The organism is Blastococcus sp. TF02A-35, assembly GCF_004571075.1.
Lineage (GTDB): Bacteria > Actinomycetota > Actinomycetes > Mycobacteriales > Geodermatophilaceae > Blastococcus.
This window is the reverse complement of sequence record NZ_SPQP01000038.1, coordinates 18,805-36,281: the sequence shown is the minus strand read 5'-3', so window position 1 is coordinate 36,281 and position 17,477 is coordinate 18,805. Positions and strand designations below refer to the sequence as shown.

General features: G+C 72.3%; 16 protein-coding genes and 4 tRNA genes. 7 read left to right on the top strand and 13 right to left on the bottom strand.

Annotated elements, in window-relative coordinates; all coding sequences use genetic code 11:
• Positions 1 to 132: integrase core domain-containing protein (locus E4P43_RS15990; protein WP_167759211.1), on the top strand; the 132-nt coding region annotated here is incomplete at its 5' end.
• Here the strand turns inward: E4P43_RS15990 and E4P43_RS15985 are convergent.
• Entirely contained in the window at positions 129 to 1,775 is a 1,647-nt protein-coding gene (locus tag E4P43_RS15985; RefSeq protein ID WP_245159178.1) for a pyridoxal-dependent decarboxylase, read from the bottom strand. The genes E4P43_RS15990 and E4P43_RS15985 overlap by 4 nt on opposite strands.
• Positions 1,776 to 1,834: 59 nt before the next feature.
• Positions 1,835 to 1,908, bottom strand: a tRNA-Leu gene (locus E4P43_RS15980).
• Between the two features lie 75 nt (positions 1,909 to 1,983).
• On the opposite strand from E4P43_RS15980, the gene E4P43_RS15975 reads away from it, so the two are divergent.
• Both E4P43_RS15975 and E4P43_RS15970 read left to right on the top strand, forming a co-directional pair.
• Positions 1,984 to 2,583 (top strand): response regulator, encoded by a 600-nt coding sequence (locus E4P43_RS15975; protein WP_135146441.1) that lies wholly within the window; start codon positions 1,984 to 1,986, stop codon positions 2,581 to 2,583.
• Between the two features lie 228 nt (positions 2,584 to 2,811).
• Complete coding sequence (locus E4P43_RS15970) at positions 2,812 to 4,137, top strand: ABC transporter substrate-binding protein (protein WP_135146440.1); 1,326 nt, start codon at positions 2,812 to 2,814, stop codon at positions 4,135 to 4,137.
• Between the two features lie 375 nt (positions 4,138 to 4,512).
• Here E4P43_RS15970 and E4P43_RS15965 read toward each other — a convergent pair whose 3' ends face one another.
• From E4P43_RS15965 to E4P43_RS15945, 5 genes are all read right to left on the bottom strand, one after another.
• The gene (locus tag E4P43_RS15965; protein WP_209313916.1) at positions 4,513 to 5,364 is read right to left on the bottom strand and encodes an ABC transporter ATP-binding protein; all 852 of its coding nucleotides are present in this window, start codon (positions 5,362 to 5,364) and stop codon (positions 4,513 to 4,515) included.
• On the bottom strand, positions 5,361 to 6,359 hold the full coding sequence (locus E4P43_RS15960; protein ID WP_135146439.1) for an ABC transporter ATP-binding protein: 999 nt from the start codon (positions 6,357 to 6,359) through the stop codon (positions 5,361 to 5,363). The genes E4P43_RS15965 and E4P43_RS15960 overlap by 4 nt, the downstream gene beginning before the upstream one ends.
• The gene (locus tag E4P43_RS15955) at positions 6,349 to 7,347 is read right to left on the bottom strand and encodes a branched-chain amino acid ABC transporter permease (RefSeq protein ID WP_135146438.1); all 999 of its coding nucleotides are present in this window, start codon (positions 7,345 to 7,347) and stop codon (positions 6,349 to 6,351) included. The genes E4P43_RS15960 and E4P43_RS15955 overlap by 11 nt, the downstream gene beginning before the upstream one ends.
• A 3-nt stretch (positions 7,348 to 7,350) precedes the next feature.
• A complete protein-coding gene (locus tag E4P43_RS15950) occupies positions 7,351 to 8,706 on the bottom strand; it encodes a branched-chain amino acid ABC transporter permease (RefSeq protein ID WP_245159177.1) in 1,356 nt (451 codons plus the stop codon).
• Positions 8,707 to 8,868: 162 nt separating this feature from the next.
• On the bottom strand, positions 8,869 to 9,285 hold the full coding sequence (locus tag E4P43_RS15945) for a PaaI family thioesterase (protein WP_135146437.1): 417 nt from the start codon (positions 9,283 to 9,285) through the stop codon (positions 8,869 to 8,871).
• Between the two features lie 90 nt (positions 9,286 to 9,375).
• On the opposite strand from E4P43_RS15945, the gene polA reads away from it, so the two are divergent.
• Entirely contained in the window at positions 9,376 to 12,105 is a 2,730-nt protein-coding gene (polA, locus tag E4P43_RS15940; RefSeq protein WP_245159176.1) for a DNA polymerase I, read from the top strand.
• Positions 12,106 to 12,109: 4 nt separating this feature from the next.
• Positions 12,110 to 12,652, top strand: a complete 543-nt coding sequence (locus tag E4P43_RS15935) for a GNAT family N-acetyltransferase (RefSeq protein ID WP_209313915.1) — start codon at positions 12,110 to 12,112, stop codon at positions 12,650 to 12,652.
• A 61-nt stretch (positions 12,653 to 12,713) separates the two neighbouring features.
• Here E4P43_RS15935 and E4P43_RS15930 read toward each other — a convergent pair whose 3' ends face one another.
• Positions 12,714 to 13,562 carry a class I SAM-dependent methyltransferase gene (locus E4P43_RS15930; RefSeq protein WP_135146435.1) on the bottom strand — a complete coding sequence of 283 codons (849 nt, stop codon included), beginning with the start codon at positions 13,560 to 13,562 and terminating at the stop codon, positions 12,714 to 12,716.
• A 221-nt stretch (positions 13,563 to 13,783) separates the two neighbouring features.
• On the opposite strand from E4P43_RS15930, the gene rpsA reads away from it, so the two are divergent.
• On the top strand, positions 13,784 to 15,250 hold the full coding sequence (gene rpsA / locus E4P43_RS15925) for a 30S ribosomal protein S1 (RefSeq protein ID WP_135146434.1): 1,467 nt from the start codon (positions 13,784 to 13,786) through the stop codon (positions 15,248 to 15,250).
• A 268-nt stretch (positions 15,251 to 15,518) separates the two neighbouring features.
• Here the strand turns inward: rpsA and E4P43_RS15920 are convergent, their stop codons facing one another.
• Positions 15,519 to 15,791: a hypothetical protein gene (locus tag E4P43_RS15920; protein WP_135146433.1), complete on the bottom strand. Its 273-nt coding sequence runs from the start codon at positions 15,789 to 15,791 to the stop codon at positions 15,519 to 15,521.
• A 144-nt stretch (positions 15,792 to 15,935) separates the two neighbouring features.
• On the opposite strand from E4P43_RS15920, the gene coaE reads away from it, so the two are divergent.
• Complete coding sequence (gene coaE, locus E4P43_RS15915) at positions 15,936 to 16,532, top strand: dephospho-CoA kinase (protein ID WP_135146432.1); 597 nt, start codon at positions 15,936 to 15,938, stop codon at positions 16,530 to 16,532.
• 58 nt (positions 16,533 to 16,590) lie between these two features.
• On the opposite strand, the gene E4P43_RS15910 is transcribed toward coaE, so the two are convergent.
• The 4 genes from E4P43_RS15910 to E4P43_RS15895 all read right to left on the bottom strand — a co-directional run bounded on the left by E4P43_RS15910 (position 16,591) and on the right by E4P43_RS15895 (position 17,448).
• Positions 16,591 to 16,665, bottom strand: a tRNA-Val gene (locus E4P43_RS15910).
• Between the two features lie 54 nt (positions 16,666 to 16,719).
• Positions 16,720 to 16,790 (bottom strand) — tRNA-Cys (locus tag E4P43_RS15905).
• Between the two features lie 41 nt (positions 16,791 to 16,831).
• Positions 16,832 to 16,903 (bottom strand) — tRNA-Gly (locus E4P43_RS15900).
• A gap of 95 nt (positions 16,904 to 16,998) precedes the next feature.
• On the bottom strand, positions 16,999 to 17,448 hold the full coding sequence (locus E4P43_RS15895; protein ID WP_135146431.1) for an SsgA family sporulation/cell division regulator: 450 nt from the start codon (positions 17,446 to 17,448) through the stop codon (positions 16,999 to 17,001).
• Positions 17,449 to 17,477: the final 29 nt, after the last annotated feature.

Below are 17,477 nucleotides of genomic sequence, written 5' to 3'. Positions count from 1 at the left end.
AACTCCGAATCAGCTCGCCTCGCGGCTCTGCCAGCATGGGTCCACCAGTACAACCACCACCGGCCCCACTCAGCGGTCGGGAAGGCACCACCCATCACCAGGTTGGACAACCTGGCTGGGCATCACAGCTAGGCCTCCTCGGTCACCCCGGCCTCCTCGGTCACCCCGGCCTCCTCGGTCACCCCGGCCTCCTCGGTCACCCCGGCCTCCTCGGCCGCCTGGGCCTCGGCGCGCCGGCGGTCCTGCTCGGCCCGCTCCTGCTCGGCCCGCTCCCGCTCGGCGGCCCGGGCCGCGGCCTGCTCGGCGGCCTGGGCCGCGAAGTCGGCGGCGAGCCAGTCGTGGCCCTCGGTGAGCAGCGTCCAGACCCGCTCGACGTGCGCCCGCGTGGTGGCGGGGGAGCCGACGGCGACCCGGAGCACCGGCTGCTTGGCGACGGTGGTGTGGGTCAGGAAGACCTCGCCGCCGTCGTTGAGCCGGTCGAGCAGCGTCATCGTGGCGACGTCGGCGTCCACGCCCTCGGGCCAGCGCGGCTTCAGGCACACCAGCGACAGCGGGTGCGGCGCGACGACGTCGAACCGCTCGTCCGCCGCGGCCCAGCCCGCGAGCTCCTGGGCGAGCGCGACGTGCCCGCGGATGTGCGCCCGCAGGCCCTCGGCGCCGTACCAGCGCAGCACGAACCACAGCTTGAGCGCGCGGAAGCGCCGGCCCAGCGGGATCTGCCAGTCGCGGAAGTCGACCACCGCGCCGGCCTCGGTGGCCGCGTTGCGGAGGTACTCCGGGAGGATCGCCAGCGCGCCGGTGAGGGCCGCGCGGTCGGCGACCCAGAAGAGGGTCGCGTCGAACCCGGTGAGCAGCCACTTGTGCGCGTCGGTGGTGTAGCTGTCGGCCCACTCGACGCCGGCCTGCAGCGCGCGCAGCTCGGGGGCGACCGCGCTCACCCCGGCGTAGGCGGCGTCGACGTGCAGCCAGACGCCGTGCTGCTGGCAGATGGGACCGATGGCCGCGAGCGGGTCGACGGCGGTGGTCGACGTCGTCCCGACCGTCGCGCAGACGAGCACCGGGCGGTACCCGCGGGCGACGTCGCGCTCCAGGCGGGCGGCCAGGGCGCCGGGGCTCATGGCGAGGTCGCCGTCGACCTCGACGATGCGGACCGCCTCGGTGCCCAGGCCGGCGATCCGGACGGCCTTCTCCATGGAGGAGTGCGTCTCGCTGGAGACGTAGACGGTCGCCCGCTCGGGCTGCACCCCCTGGCGCACGGTGGCGCCGCCGGAGGCCCGGTGCAGGGTCGCGAGGAGGGCGACGAGGTTGGCGCCGGAGCTGGAGTCCTGGACGACGCCGCCGCCGGTGCCGGTGGAGCGGAAGGACTCCGGCAGGCCCAGCAGGTCGGCCAGCCAGTCCATGACGTGCTGCTCGAGCTCGGTCGCGGCGGGGCTGGTGACCCAGGACATGCCCTGCACGCCCAGACCGGCCGAGACGAGGTCGCCCAGCACCGAGGGCCCCGAGGTGTTGGCGGGGAAGTAGCCGAAGAACCCGGGGTGCTGCCAGTGGGTGACGCCGGGCAGCACGACCCGGTCGAGGTCGGCCAGGACCGCGTCGAACGGCTCGCCCTGCTCAGGGGCCGACGCGGGGAGCTGCTCCCGGACGTCGCCGGGCGAGACCTGTGAGCGGACGGGGAAGGAGCCGATGCGCTCCCAGTAGTCGGCGACCCAGTCGACCACCTCGTGGCCGTGGCGCCGGAACTGCTCGGGGGTCATGTGCGGAACGGACTCGGTCACCGCCCGAGCGTATTGCCCGCGGCGAGCCGGCCCCGGAGGGGTCCGGCGACCCGGCGGGGTGCCCCCGGTGCGACTCGAACGCACACTGCGCGGGTTTTGAATCCGCTCCCTCTGCCGATTGGGGTACGGGGGCGTGCCGGGTGCGACCGGCGCCGGAGAAGCGTAGCGGGACGGTGTGAGCTGTCCGACGCCGATAGGCTGCCGCTTCGTGAGCAGCGAGCCGATCCGCGTTCTGATCGCCGAGGACGAGGCGCTGATCCGCCTCGACCTCAAGGAGATGCTTGAGGAGGAGGGGTACAGCGTCGTCGCCGAGGTCGGGGACGGTCAGCAGGCGGTGGACCGCGCCCAGGAGCTGCGGCCGGACCTGGTGATCCTCGACATCCAGATGCCGGTGCTCGACGGGCTCTCCGCGGCCGAGCAGATCGCCTCGGCCAGGATCGCGCCGGTCATCGTGCTCACCGCGTTCAGCCAGCGGGAGCTGGTGGAGCGGGCCCGGGACGCCGGCGCCATGGCCTACCTGGTCAAGCCGTTCTCGAAGAACGACCTCGTGCCGGCGATCGAGGTGGCCCGGGGCCGGTTCGCCGAGATGGCCGCCCTGGACGGCGAGGTCCGCACGCTGGAGGAGCGGCTGGAGACCCGCAAGGTGGTCGAGCAGGCCAAGGGCCGGCTCATGAGCGAGCAGGGGATGACCGAGGCGGAGGCCTTCCGGTGGATCCAGCGGACCGCGATGAACCAGCGCACGAGCATGAAGGTCCTGGCGGAGAGCATCCTGACCGGCGGTACGGCCACGGGTGAGGCGCCGGCCTGACCGGACCGCGCGGGGCCAGTCGATGCGCCGCGTCATGAGGCCGTGACCCTGCGTGCAACTCCTCCCACGGTGCGGACACCGAGGTCACGACCTCATCACGGTCCCTTCCCGGTCGGGTCAGAACGTCGGGAACGGAAGCTAGGTTCTGCGCACCGATCGGGCGCCCCCCGGCTGGTTCGCCCTCCAGGGCGCGCCCGACGTCTGTCAGATGACACTGGGAGTTGCTTGATGCGCACTGGCACCACTGCCCGAGGCATCGCCGTGACCGGTGCCGCCCTCCTCGCCCTCACCGCCTGCGGCGGCGGCGACGGTGGCGACACCGCCGACGGCGGCGACAGCGGCGAGAAGCAGGTCAACGTCTACGGCACCGACGGCAACATGGGTAACGCCCTGGGTGAGTCCTTCACCGAGGAGGGCTCCCTGGCCGGCATGCGCGGCACCACGCCGCTCACGCAGCTCGGCGACGACTTCACCAGCCGGCTGCTGGAGATCGACCCCGCGCTGGAGGACTTCAACTACGCGGGCGAGACCTACGACGCCATCATGATCGCGGCGATCGCGTCGTCCCTGGCCGGCTCCACGGACCCGGCCGTCTTCGCGCCGTACATCAACGGCGTGACCTTCGGTGGCGACACCTGCGAGGACTTCGCGTCCTGCAAGGAGATCGTCGACGGCGGCGGCAACCCCGACTACGACGGCGTGTCCGGCCCGCTGGCCTTCACCGAGCCGGGCGAGCCCTCGCGGGCCAGCTTCGGCATCCTCGAGTTCGGCGACGACAACACCATCTCCGACGACACGCAGTACGTGCTCGCCGGTGACGAGGCCAACGCCGCCTCCGACGAGGGCCCGGCCGCTGCGGCTCCGGGTGCCACCTCGACCGACCCGCTGATCATCGGCACCCTGCTCCCGCAGACCGGTGACCTGGCCTTCCTCGGCCCCCCGGAGATCGCCGGTGCCGACCTGGCCGTGCAGGAGATCAACGAGGCCGGTGGCGTGCTCGGCCAGCCGGTCCAGCTCATCCAGCGCGACTCGGGTGACACCTCGACCGACATCGCCACCCAGTCGGTCGACAACCTGCTGCAGCAGAACGTCGACGTGATCGTCGGCGCCGCGTCCTCGGCGGTCACCCGCACGGTCATCGACAAGATCACCGGTGCCGGGGTCGTCCAGATCTCGCCGGCCAACACCTCCGACGAGTTCACGACCTACAACGACAACGGTCTGTACTTCCGGACCGCGCCGCCGGACACGCTGCAGTCGAGCGCTCTCGCCGACCTCATCATCGAGGATGGCGCGAACACCATCGGCATCCTGGCCCGCAACGACTCCTACGGCACGGGCCTGGCGGAGAAGCTGGTCGAGAACCTGACCAACAGCGGTCTCGCCGAGGACAGCATCGAGCTGGTCATCTACGACCCCACGGCGTCGGACTACGACGCCGAGGTGCAGCAGATGGTCGAGCTCAACCCCGACGCCGTCGTGGTCATCGGCTTCGACGAGTCGGCTCGCATCATCGAGGGCCTCAACGCCCAGGGCATCGGCCCGCAGCGCTGACCCTCACCGGGACCCGCACCTCGTAGGGACCCGGTAGCGCCACCGCAGTGGCCCGGCACCGCACTGGTGCCGGGCCACTGTGCTGTCCGGGGCCGGTGCCCTCCGGGTCACCGTGCCGTCCCTGGGGCGCGGTGTCGCGGGGGGCGCCGTCCTCACCTCCGGCACCCGGCCCTCGCGCCCGAGCGCGGGGTCCGCGTGCCGGAGGTGAGGTCGGCCCGCGAGCGGCGGCCCCGACCGGGCGGCCCCAGCGGGGCCCCGAGCGGCGGCCTCCAGCGGCCGTCAGCGGCTCCCGGGGGCGCGTCGGTGACCCGGGCCGGGAACGACGACGGCGCCGGTCCCCGAGGGGAGCCGGCGCCGTCGTGGGGCGTGCTGGGGTCAGTAGGCCTTGGCCAGCGTGCCGAGGTAGAGCTCGATGACCTTCGGGTCGTGCATCAGGGACTCGCCGGTCGCCGTGTAGGCGTTGCGGCCCTGGTCCAGGACGTACCCGCGGTCGCAGATCTGCAGGCAGCGACGCGCGTTCTGCTCGACCATGATGATCGAGACGCCCGTGGCGTTGATCCGCCGGCAGCGGATGAACACCTCGTCCTGGTAGGCGGGGGAGAGGCCGGCCGAGGGCTCGTCGAGCAGCAGCACCGACGGGTCCATCATCAGCGCCCGGCCCATGGCGACCATCTGCCGCTCACCGCCGGACAGCGAGCCCGCCTTGATCCTGCGGCGCTCACCCAGCATCGGGAACAGCTCGGCGACGTAGTCGAACCGGTCCTTGAACGTCTTCGGGCGCAGGTAGACGCCCATCTGCATGTTCTCCTCGATGCTCAGCGAGGGGAACACGTTGTTGTTCTGCGGCACGTACCCGACCCCGAGCGACACCAGCCGGTGCGCGGGGGCCGAGGTGATGTTCTCGCCCCGCAGGGTCACCGAGCCCGACCGGACCGGGATCAGGCCGAAGAGGGTCTTGAGCAGCGTCGACTTGCCGGCCCCGTTCGGGCCGATGATGCCGACGAGCTCGCCCTCCTGCAGGTAGAAGTCGCAGCCGCGGAGGATGTTCACCCCCGGCACGTAGCCGGCGACCAGCTCGTCGGCGCGCACGAGGGCGCCCTCGGCGAGGCGGGCGTGCTCCTCGCGCGTGGCCGCCTTCTCGGCGGGGGAGAGCTCGGCGCTCTGCGCGGTGTCGGCGCGGGTGAGCTCCTCGCCGCTCTCGTCGACCTCGAACACGGGCTCGCTCATCGGAGCGTCCCCTCACTGCTGTCGTCGGAGCGGCCGGTGTCCCGCTGCTCCTCGCGGGCGATCTCGGACTCCGCCTCGGCCAGCACGCGGTCCTCCTCCTCGACGGTGAGGGGGGCGTCGTGGTGGGCGCCGAGGTAGGCGTCGACGACCGCCTGGTTCTGGCTGATGGACTCCGGCGGTCCCTCGGCGATCACCTTGCCGGCCGCCATGACGACGACCCAGTCGCTGATGTCGCGGACGACGTCCATGTCGTGCTCGACGAAGATCACCGTCATGCCCTCCTCACGGAGGTCCTTGACGTGGCCGAGCAGGCTCTGGGTCAGCGCGGGGTTCACGCCGGCCATCGGCTCGTCGAGCATGACCACCTTCGGGTCGCTCATGAGCGCCCGCGCCATCTCGAGCAGCTTGCGCTGACCGCCGGACAGCGTGCCGGCGAACTCGTCCTTCTTGGCGTCGAGCTTGAAGCGGCGGAGCAGCTCCATCGCCTTCTCGGTGTTCGCCTTCTCCTGGCCCCGCCAGATGCCCGGCACCAGGGCGGACAGGAAGCTCTCGCCCTTCTGCCCCTGGGCGCCGAGCAGCATGTTCTGCAGCACGGTGAGCCGCGACAGCGCCTTGGTCAGCTGGAAGGTCCGGACGACGCCGAGCCGGGCGACCTGGTGGGGGGCGAGCTTGCCCAGCGGCCGGCCGTCGAAGGACCACGAGCCGCCGTCGGGCTGGTCGAACCCGGTGAGCAGGTTGAACAGCGTGGTCTTGCCGGCGCCGTTGGGGCCGATCAGGCCGGTGATGCCGCCGCGCTGGATCTCGAGGTGGTCGACCGAGACCGCGGTGAGGCCACCGAAGGTGCGGGTGACGCCGTCGACGACGATCGCCGGGTCGGGCTTGGCGACGCCGACCTCCCAGGGGACGTCGCGCAGCGCCACACGGGCCGGCGTGCGGCCCGCGGGACCGGTCGCGCCGGACGCCGTCGCGCCGGTGGGGGTGGGGTCAGCGGGCATCGAGCATCACCTCTCGACGGTCACCGAAGATGCCCTGCGGCCGGAAGACCAGCAGCAGGATCAGCCCCAGGCCGATCAGGACGAAGCGGATCTGGGCGACGTCGGTCGTCGTGAGCAGACCCTCCGGGATGACGCCGGTCTCGATCAGGCTCCGCAGCCCGGAGTCGGCGAACTGGATGATGAAGTACAGCAGCATCGCGCCGACGACAGGGCCGAGGACCCGTGCGGCGCCGCCGAGGATGAGGGCGGCGTAGGCCAGGAACGTGTTGGCGTTCTGGTACTGGTCCGGCGTCGCCGAGCCGGTGCCCACGGCGTAGATCATGCCGCCCAGGGCGCCGAAGACACCACCGAGCACCAGCGCCTGCATCTTGTAGACGTAGACGTTCTTGCCCAGGGCGCGCACGGCGTCCTCGTCCTCGCGGATCGACTTCACGACCCGGCCCCAGGGGCTGCGGACCAGCGCCCACACCAGGAGGCAGCCGAGGGCGACCAGCGTCCAGCCGACGGCGGCCACCCACAGGTCGGCGCCGCTCCAGCGGACGCCGAGGATGTCGTAGCGGCGGCCGGTGTCCCAGGGCGCCAGCTCGACGAAGCCGCTGTTGAAGCCGGAGATGCCGCGGGAGCCGTTGGTGACCGGCGTGGCCGACACCGAGCGGAACAGCAGGCGCAGGCCCTCCGCCGTCGCGATGGTGGCGATGGCGAGGTAGTCCGCGCGCAGCCGCAGCGTCGGCAGGCCGAGGAGCAGTGCCAGCGCCACCGCGGCGGCGAGGCCGATCGCGACGCCGGCCCAGAAGTTCAGGCCCCACTGGCTGACCGAGACGGCGATGCCGTACGCGCCGACCAGCGCGAAGGCGATCTGCCCGAAGTTCAGCAGGCCGGCGTAGCCGAACTGCATGTTGATGCCGAGCGCCAGCAGGGCGAGGAACACGGCCTGGAAGCCGATGCCCGCCTTGACGGCGATGGCCAGTGCGTCGATGAACTCACCCATTGCTCAACCCACCCGAACCCGGCTGCCGAGGATGCCCTGCGGGCGGACCATGAGGATCACGATCAGCAGCAGGAGGCCGCCGACGTACTTGATGTCGTTCGGGATGACCAGGGTGGACATCTGCACGAACACACCGACCACGAGGCTGCCGACCAGCGCGCCGTAGGCGGTACCCAGGCCACCGAGGGTGACGCCGGCGAACATCAGCAGCAGGAGCCGGAAGCCCATGTCCCACTGGACCTCGTCGGACAGGCCCAGGAGCACGCCGCCGAGCGCCGCGAGCGCCCCGCCCATCATCCAGACGACCAGGATCACGCGGTTGACGTCGATGCCCGAGGAGGCGGCCAGGTCGCGGTTGTCGGCGACCGCCCGCATCGCCTTGCCGATCTTGGTGCGCTGCAGCATGAGCGCGACCAGGACGAGGACGACCAGCGCGATGATGATCGAGTAGAGGTCCTTGTCCGTCAGGTTGAACGGCCCGTAGTCGACCGCCCGCTGCCCGCGGTAGTCCGCGTAGGCCTCGGACCGGCCGCCGAAGAAGATCTGGTAGGCGTACCGGAGCAGCAGCGACAGGCCGATCGAGATGACCAGCGCCGCCACGAGGCCGGTGCCGCGACGGCGGAGCGGGCGCCACAGCAGCCGCTCGTTCGCGAAGCCGACCACCGCGCCGATCACCATCGCGAGGAGCGCGGCCGGGATGAGCGGCACGCCTCCCTCGACGTTGATGAACCATGCGGCGATCGCGCCGATGGTGACCAGCTCGCCGTGGGCGAAGTTCGTGAGCCCCGTGGTGCCGAAGATCAGGGAGAGCCCGACCGCGGCCATGGCGATCAGCAGGCCGAAGCGGAGGCCGTCGACCAGCAGCTGCACCCAGCGCACCGTGCCGCTGCCGCTCTCGCGGCTGCCGTCGTCCAGGCCGATGATCACGCCCTGGTTGCGGCCGGGGTCGACGGTGACGGTGCGGGTGTTGCCCGAGGCGAACTCCACGCCGTCGGGGAGCGCGTCCTCCGGGACGGTGACCGTGTACTGGCCCGGCCCCGGGACGGGGACGGCGAACCGGCCGCTCCCGTCGGTCTCGTCGGTGCCGACCTCGTCGCCGTCCGGCGTCGCCACGACGACCTCGACGCCCTCGATGGGGCCGCTGGCGCTGGTGCGCAGCGTGCCGGAGACCTGCTCTCCCTCGGCCTGCGCGACCCCGGGGGTCAGCGCGGCGAGGCCTGCGGTGAACAGCGCGACCAGCAGCAGGCGCAGGGCCGTCTGGCCCCTGCGGCGCCGGGCGCTGCCCGGCGTCGGCAGACCTGCTGATGCAGACCTGCTGCGTCGACCGTGCCGGCGGACACGGTCCGTCGGGTGCGTCACTCGACCTCCCAGGCGGATGAATGGAGTGACGGACCCTAACCCGGTTCTCCGGCAGCACCCCCGCCGCGTGGTGAGCTGTGACCTTTCCGCGACACGCCGAGAGCGTGACGGCACGGAGCCGGCCGGTGCGCACCCGTGATCACTGCAGGTCGCGGCCGGGGTTCAACCCCGCTTCGGAGCGTTCAGCGTCATGCAGGTGAGCCGCGCCGTCGCCGTCTGCCGGCCCTGGTCGTCGGTGACGTCGATGACGAACGTCGACAGCGTGCGGCCCCGGCGCACCGGCGTGCAGACGGCGGTCACGGTCCCGGACGTCGCCGCGCGCAGGTAGCTGGCGTTGAGCTCGACGCCCACGACCTGCTTGTCGGGGCCGGCGCCGACCGCGGCCGCCATGGAGCCGATCGTCTCGACCAGCGTGCACGTGGCGCCCCCGTGCAGGAGGCCGAACGGCTGCTCGTTCCCGGCCACGGGCATGGTCGCGACCAGCCGGTCGGGGTTCCAGTCGGTGATCCGCACGCCGAGCTTGTCGTCGAGCGGGCTGCTGATGCCGTCGGGGAGCCAGGCCGGGGGAGGGGTGCTCATCCCGGCACCGTAACCAGCGCTCGCCGAGGTCGGGAGCGTCGGTGCGTGCACCTACGATCGGCGGCGATGTCCGCTCCGGTCTCCGCCACTGTGTCCACCAGCCCAGCGTCCGCCGCCCCCTCGGGCCCGGGGACGCGCCCGCGGCTGCTGCTCCTCGACGGCCACTCCCTGGCCTACCGGGCGTTCTTCGCGCTGCCGGTGGAGAACTTCTCCACCACCACGGGCCAGCCGACGAACGCCGTCTACGGCTTCACCTCGATGCTGATCAACATCCTGCGCGACGAGAAGCCGAGCCACCTCGCCGTCGCCTTCGACGTGGGCCGCAAGACCTTCCGGAGCGAGATCTACGCCGAGTACAAGGCCAACCGTGCGGAGAGCCCGACGGACTTCCGCGGCCAGGTCAGCCTCGTCCAGGAGGTCCTCGGCGCCCTGCGGGTGCCGGTCATCACCGCGGAGGGCTACGAGGCCGACGACGTCATCGCCACCCTCACCGTGCAGGCGGTCGACCAGGGCATGGACGTGCTGATCGCCACGGGCGACCGCGACGCGCTCCAGCTGGTCAACGAGCACGTCACCGTCCTCTACCCGCGCAAGGGCGTCTCGGACATGACCCGGTTCACGCCGGCCGAGGTCGAGGCCAAGTACAACCTGACGCCGGCGCAGTACCCGGACTTCGCCGCGCTCCGGGGCGACCCGAGCGACAACCTGCCGAGCATCCCGAGCGTGGGGGAGAAGACCGCGGCCAAGTGGGTGCGCGAGTACGGCTCCCTGGACGCGCTGGTCGACCAGGTCGACACCGTGAAGGGCAAGGTGGGGGAGAAGCTGCGCGAGCACCTGTCCTCCGTGCTGCAGAACCGGCGGCTCACCGAGCTCGACCGGCACGTGCCGCTGGAGGTGGGCCCGCAGGACCTCGCCGTCCAGGCGTGGGACCGCAACGAGGTGCACACCCTCTTCGACAACCTGCAGTTCCGGGTGCTGCGCGACCGCCTGTTCGCCACGCTGACCAGCGCCGAGCCCGAGGTCGAGGGCGGCTTCGACGTCCGCGTCGACCCGGTGGCCCCCGGTGAGCTGGGCGCGTGGCTCGACGCGCACGCGCGCACCGGGCACACCGGTGTGATCTTCCGGGGCACGTGGGGCCGCGGCACCGGCGAGCTGACCGGGCTGGCGCTGGCGGGCGCGGACGACCACACGACCTTCGTCGACCTCGGCCCGGAGCTCGACGTCGCCGACGAGCAGGCGCTGGCGGCCTGGCTGGCCGACCCCGGCCGGCCGAAGGTCGTGCACGAGGTCAAGGGCCCGCTGCTGGCCATCTGGGCCCGGGGCTGGGAGCTCGACGGCGTCGTCAGCGACACCGCCCTCGCCGCCTACCTGGCTCTGCCGGGGCAGCGCTCCTTCGACCTGGGCGACCTCGCCGTCCGCTACCTGCGCCGCGAGCTCAAGGATGCCGCCGAGCCGGAGGGGCAGCTCACCCTCGACGGGCTCGGGCCGAGCGAGGACGACGTCGCCGCCGAGGCCGCGAAGGTCGACGTGCTCAAGGCCGTGGCGGTCAACGACCTGTCCGACGCGCTGGAGCAGGTGCTGGGGCAGAAGGGCGGGGCCCACCTGCTCGGCGAGATCGAGCTGCCGCTCACCCGGGTCCTCGCCTCGATGGAGTACCGGGGCATTGCCGCCGACCTGGACTTCCTGCAGGACCTGCAGAAGGAGTTCTCCGACGCCGTCGCCGCGGCCGCCGCCGAGTGCTACGCCGTGATCGGCCGCGAGGTGAACCTCGGCTCGCCCAAGCAGCTGCAGGCGGTCATCTTCGACGAGCTGGGCCTGCCCAAGACGAAGAAGAACAAGACCGGCTACACCACCGACGCCGACGCGCTGACCTGGCTGTTCGAGCAGACCGGCCACCCGTTCATGGAGCACCTGCTCCGCCACCGCGACGTCACGCGCCTGCGCACCGTCATCGACGGCCTCATCCCGATGGTCGACGACGGCGGGCGCATCCACACGACCTTCCAGCAGACGATCGCCGCGACCGGGCGGTTGTCCTCGACCGACCCGAACCTGCAGAACATCCCGATCCGCAGCGCCGAGGGGCGCCGGATCCGGCAGGCCTTCGTGGTCGGCCGGGGCTACGAGTCGCTGATGACGGCGGACTACAGCCAGATCGAGATGCGCATCATGGCGCACCTCTCCGGCGACGAGGGGCTGATCGAGGCCTTCATGTCGGGGGAGGACCTGCACTCCTTCGTGGCGTCGCGGGCGTTCGGCATCCCGATCGAGGAGGTCGACCCGGAGATGCGCCGCCGGATCAAGGCGATGAGCTACGGGCTGGCCTACGGCCTGAGCGCCTACGGGCTGTCCGGGCAGCTGCGCATCTCCGTCGAGGAGGCGCGCGAGCAGATGAACGCCTACTTCGAGCGCTTCGGTGGCATCCGCGACTACCTCGACGGCGTCGTCGACGACGCGCGGCAGACCGGCTACACCGAGACGACGCTGGGCCGCCGGCGCTACCTGCCCGACCTCACCAGCGACAACGGCCAGCGCCGGCAGATGGCCGAGCGTATGGCCCTCAACGCGCCGATCCAGGGCTCGGCGGCCGACGTCATCAAGGTCGCGATGCTCAACGTGGAGAAGGCGATCGCCGCCGAGGGGCTGAGGTCGCGGATGCTGCTGCAGGTGCACGACGAGCTCGTGCTCGAGGTGGCGCCGGGGGAGAAGGACGCCCTGGAGACCCTCGTGCGCCGGGAGATGGCCGGCGCCGCGCAGCTGTCGGTCCCGCTGGAGGTCTCGGTCGGTGTCGGGGCCAGCTGGGACGCCGCGGCGCACTGAGCCGGTGCCGCCGGTCGCCGTCACGCTGGGCACCACCGAGCAGCTGGGGCCGGCGCAGCTCGCCGCCGGCTGCCGGCTCTGCGAGGTGGCGTTCGCCGGGGAGTGCTTCGGCGACGAGGACTGGCGGCACGCGCTGGGCGGCGTCCACGCCCTCGTGCACGACGACGGCCGGCTGGTCGCCCACGGCGCGCTGGTCCCACGCCGCTTCCTCCACGGGGGGCGAGTGCTGCGGGTCGGCTACGTCGAGGCGGTCGCGGTCGACCCCGGGCTCCGCCGGCGCGGCCTCGGCTCGGCGGTCATGGCCGCCCTCGAGGAGTCCGTGCGGCGGGACCACGACGCCGGTGCGCTGAGCGCCACCGACGACGGGGCCGCGCTCTACGCCGCGCGGGGGTGGCTGCGCTGGAGCGGGACCACCTGGGCCCTGACTCCGTCCGGCCGGGTCCGCACCGAGGACGACGACGGCTCGGTGTTCGTGCTGCCGGGGGACGTGGGCCTGGACGTGGCCGCGGAGCTCACCTGCGACTGGCGGGAGGGCGACCTCTGGTGAGCGGCCGCGGCCGACGGGCCGGCGGCTGCACCGACGGGCTCGCTCAGGCTCGACCTGAGGTTCAGGGTCGGGTGCAGACCAGGACGAGCGTGCCGGGGACGAGCGCGCCGCGCTCGGGCGACCACTGGCCCCAGTTCTCCGTGCGGCCCGGCGTCCACTCCGGCTCGACCAGGTCTGCGAGGACCAGCCCGGCGCCGACGACGGCCCGCACCCAGTCGCCGACCGTCCGGTGGTGCTCGACGTAGACCGTGCGGCCGGTGTCGTCGGTCTCCACGTAGGGCGTCCGGTCGAAGTAGGAGGAGACGATCCGCAGGTCCTCGGGGTCGGGGGAGTCGGGGAAGGGCCAGCGCATCGGGTGGTTCACCGAGGCCACGAAGCGCCCGCCGGGCCGGAGCACCCGGGCCACCTCGCGCAGGGCGCCCTCGACGTCGGCCACGAACGGCAGCCCGCCGAACGCCGAGCAGGCGAGGTCGACGCTGCCGTCGGCCAGGGGCAGCGCGCCGGCGTCGGCCTGCAGCAGCGGGACGTCGATCCCGGTCACCCGGTTCAGCTCCGCCGCGCGGGCCAGCATGCCGCCGGACAGGTCCAGGGCCACCGGGTCGGCGCCGGCCGAGCGCAGCCAGCGCGAGCACGGCGCCGAGCCGCAGCCGATCTCCAGCACCCGCCGGCCGGCCACCTCGCCGAGCAGGTGGGCGTCGGCCTCGCGCAGGCCCTCGGGGCACCAGAGGAAGTCCGCGTCGCCCAGGTCGGAGCCGTGCTCCTCGAGGTACGCCGGTGCCGCGGCGTCCCACCAGGCCCGGTTGGCGCGGACCGACTCGGAGGAGCCGACGGGCCGGCGGGCGACCCCGCCCGCGGCGGGGTACCCGTCACCGGCGAGCGGCAGGGGGGACGAGTGCGGGGGCAGGCTCATGACACGCCGATCGTGACACGCCGCCGGCGGGGGCTGCCGGTTCCACCCAGGTGGACCGGGCCGTCTCGGCGTCCGTACCATGGAGGGGCGCCAGAGGTCTGACGTGTCCTCCCCATCCCGTGGGACGGGCCGCGCCGGTTCTTTCCCGCTGTTCCTCCCCGCGGTCGTGCGGCCGTGGGTGTCCTGTCCCTACGCATTCCCCGTCCGGAGCTACCAACCACATGACCTCCACCCAGGTCCGTCCTTCCAGCACCCCCCAGGTCGCCGTCAACGACATCGGCAGCGCCGAGGACTTCCTCGCCGCCATCGACGCGACGATCAAGTACTTCAACGATGGCGACATCGTCGAGGGCGTCATCGTCAAGGTCGACCGGGACGAGGTGCTGCTGGACATCGGCTACAAGACCGAGGGCGTCATCCCCTCGCGCGAGCTCTCCATCAAGCACGACGTCGACCCCAACGAGGTCGTCAAGGTCGGCGACGAGGTGGAAGCCCTGGTTCTCCAGAAGGAGGACAAGGAAGGTCGGCTGATCCTCTCCAAGAAGCGCGCCCAGTACGAGCGCGCCTGGGGCACGATCGAGGCCAAGAAGGAAGCCGACGAGGTCGTCACCGGCACCGTCATCGAGGTCGTCAAGGGTGGCCTCATCCTCGACATCGGCCTGCGCGGGTTCCTCCCCGCCTCGCTGGTGGAGATGCGTCGCGTCCGCGACCTGCAGCCCTACGTGGGCCGCGAGCTCGAGGCGAAGATCATCGAGCTCGACAAGAACCGCAACAACGTCGTCCTCTCCCGTCGCCAGTGGCTGGAGCAGACGCAGTCCGAGGTCCGCAGCGAGTTCCTCAACAAGCTCGCCAAGGGCCAGGTGCGCTCGGGTGTCGTCTCCTCGATCGTCAACTTCGGCGCGTTCGTCGACCTGGGCGGCGTGGACGGCCTCGTGCACGTCTCCGAGCTGTCCTGGAAGCACATCGACCACCCGTCCGAGGTCGTCGAGGTGGGCCAGGAGGTCACCGTCGAGGTCCTCGACGTCGACCTGGACCGCGAGCGGGTCTCCCTGTCGCTGAAGGCGACGCAGGAGGACCCGTGGCGTCAGTTCGCCCGCACGCACCAGATCGGGCAGGTCGTCCCCGGCAAGGTCACCAAGCTCGTCCCCTTCGGTGCGTTCGTGCGCGTCGACGAGGGCATCGAGGGCCTGGTCCACATCTCCGAGCTGGCCGAGCGCCACGTGGAGATCCCGGAGCAGGTCGTGCAGGTCGGCGACGAGATCCTCGTCAAGGTCATCGACATCGACCTGGACCGCCGCCGGATCTCGCTCTCGCTCAAGCAGGCCAACGAGGGCGTCGTCGGCGACGAGGAGCAGTTCGACCCGGCCGCCTACGGCATGGCCGCCTCGTACGACGAGCAGGGCAACTACATCTACCCCGAGGGCTTCGACCCGGAGACCGGCGAGTGGCTCGAGGGCTACGACGAGGCCCGCGAGACGTGGGAGCGGCAGTACGCCGAGGCCCAGGCCCGCTTCGAGGCGCACCGCAAGCAGATCGCGGCCGCCAAGGAGGCCGACGCCGAGGCCGCTGCCGGTGGCAGCTACTCGAGCGACGACGCTGCCGGCACGGACGCCCCGGCCACCGGTGGCACCCTGGCCAGCGACGAGGCGCTCGCGGCGCTGCGCGCCAAGCTGGCCGGCGGCGAGTGACCTGAGGGTCTGACCCGCTAGCTCTGCACGTCGGAGGCCCAGGACCCGCACGGGTCCTGGGCCTCTGCCGTTCCCGGGCGCGGAGGGCCGCGGTCCGCCCGGCAGCGCGGTGACGACGAAGGGCCCGTGGACGACGTCCACGGGCCCTTCGTCGTGCGGGAGGCAGGGGAGGGGACGTGGCCCCGCCCGTGCGCCGGCGCGCAGCAGCGGGCCACGTGGGCCCACCGCCGGTCCCTCGGCCCACCGTCCCGAGCGGACGGTGGGGAGGTCAGAGACTGAGGATGATGGCGAACGCCGTGCGGGGGCGACCGCCGGAGCCGGCGAGGAAGCTCCAGGTGTGCCGGCCGGTGGTCGGCGTCGAGAACATCCAGCGCAGCAGGGAGCTGCGGTGCGCGACCGCCGGGCGCTGGAACTGCATCCGGTCCCGGACCGCGGGGATGTCGGCGCAACGCACACCGGCGGGGGCGCCGAGCCGGTGCCGGCCGGCGCCACGGCGGGCGGCTCGGGTCGACGGGGATGCAGCGGGCGTGTGACCGGACATGTTCTCGTTCTGCCTCTCTCGGCGGGGAAGATCGCCAGGTGGGACGTTAGCGGTGGGACTGGTGTGACTACTGCGACGCGCCGGGCGTGTGGGGTGCGTGTTACCCGTCCGTGATCTTCCGCGGGCGGTCGCTACTGTCCGTGCGTGCTGAGGATCGGACTGACTGGCGGGATCGGCTCGGGCAAGAGCACGGTCTCCACCCTCCTTGCCGCGCGTGGCGCGACGGTGGTCGACGCGGACCGGATCGCCCGGGAGGTGCTGGAGCCCGGCACCCCCGGCCTCGACGCCGTCGTGGCGGAGTTCGGCGGCGGCGTCCTCACGGACGCCGGCGCGCTCGACCGGCCGGCGCTCGCCGCGGTCGTGTTCGCCGACGACGCGGCGCGGGCCCGGCTCGACGCGATCGTGCACCCGCTCGTGCGCGCGCGCTCCGCCGAGCTCGTCGCGGACGTCCCGGCCGACGCCGTGGTCGTCAACGACGTCCCCCTGCTGGTGGAGACCGGGCAGGCCGGCTCCTACGACCTGGTGGTCGTCGTGGAGGCCGACCCGGAGGTGCGGGTCGCCCGGCTGGTCACCCGCGGGCTCACCGAGGCCGACGCCCGCGCCCGGATCGCCGCGCAGGCCACCGACGAGCAGCGCCGGGCGGTGGCCGACGTCGTCCTCGACAACAGCGGCACGCGGGAGCAGCTCGCCGAGCAGGTCGAGCGGTTCTGGGAGGAGCGGGTGGTCCCGGCCCTCGGCTGAGCGGCGCGAGGTCCCGGGAACGGCGAGAGCCCCAGGTCGTCCGACCTGGGGCTCTTCGTGGTGGGCGATACTGGGTTCGAACCAGTGACCTCTTCCGTGTCAAGGAAGCGCGCTACCACTGCGCCAATCGCCCGATCCGGTCTGGACCGGTTCCCTCCCCGCGCTCGTGCCCCGCGAGGAAGCGACGAGGTGGAGACGGGATTTGAACCCGTGTAGACGGCTTTGCAGGCCGTTGCCTCGCCTCTCGGCCACTCCACCGCACGCGGGCACCAGTCTCTCGACCGGTGCCCGAGGTTCCGAGCGGACGACGGGATTCGAACCCGCGACCCTCACCTTGGCAAGGTGATGCTCTACCACTGAGCCACGTCCGCGTTACGGATAGAACTCTAACCGACGCCCGGAGGGGGTTTGAAGGGGGGGTCCCCCCGACCCCCTCCGAGGGGTGTCGCCGGCGCGTTTCCGCAGGTCAGCGGCCCGGTGCGTCCGGTCCGCCGTTGGACAGGAGCGCGTCGAGCTCCTGGTCCAGGTGCAGCAGGGCGCTCTCCGACCCGGTCGGGACCAGCGCCTCGGTGTGCCGGAGGAACGCGGCGACGGTCGCGCGGGACAGCTCGAACAGCGCCTCGCCCGAGGGGGCGCGCAGGTGCAGGAAGAGGACGTCGCTGGTCGCCTGGGCCGGCCAGACCCGGACGTCGCCGTCGCCGGTGGGGTGCTCGAGGCCGGCCTTCAGCAGCTCGCGGCCCACCAGCCAGGCGATGCCCTCGTCGTCCTGCTCGCCCATCTCGCCGAAGGCGATGCGGACCGCGAACGGGTCCGACGGGTCGTAGCAGAGCAGCGCGGGGACCTCCGTCCACGACTGCGGGCCGACCAGCTGAAGAGTGATGGGGGTGATGTGACCGGGCGTCCATCGGCTCGTCATGTCCGGTCAACGACGCAGGGGCCGATAAG